Source organism: Bartonella vinsonii subsp. berkhoffii ATCC 51672 (assembly GCF_902825225.1).
Taxonomy (GTDB): Bacteria; Pseudomonadota; Alphaproteobacteria; order Rhizobiales; family Rhizobiaceae; genus Bartonella; species Bartonella berkhoffii.
This window is the reverse complement of sequence record NZ_CADEAK010000232.1, coordinates 1-414: the sequence shown is the minus strand read 5'-3', so window position 1 is coordinate 414 and position 414 is coordinate 1. Positions and strand designations below refer to the sequence as shown.

At 39.9% G+C, this 414-nt stretch carries 1 protein-coding gene; it reads right to left on the bottom strand.

The annotated features are described in order from the left end of the window. Positions 1-196: 196 nt before the first annotated feature. Positions 197-414, bottom strand: a 218-nt coding sequence (locus J7R10_RS09060; protein WP_425523346.1) for an endonuclease III domain-containing protein, incomplete at its 5' end; no start/stop codon positions are given.

Here is a 414-nt window from a genome sequence, read left to right as displayed (position 1 = left end):
TTTAAACCGCTTCTTAGCGGATGATTTGGTCTTCATCTTGGGCATTTTGCTACTCCATACAATTTTTCATTATAGTGGATTTATTCACTCAAGCGGACCAACGCTTGAACAAGCATTTAAACAGCCACGGCATGCCCTGCCGGACGGTCCCAACAGTATTTTCATAAGCTAGTATATACAAAATAGCAAGAGCGTATCAAAAAAAAATTGGAGGCCCATTATCTTGAACTTCAACCAAAGGTGCTGGAATTGTATTTGTTTTGATTGCTGCTTTACATAAATCAGCAATAATGCATCGCGTACATTGTGCCTTGCGCGCCTGGCAAATATAACGCCCATGTAAAATGAGCCAGTGATGTGCATGGCGGAGATAATGAATCGGTATAATCTTTAGTAACTTTTCTTCAACAATCT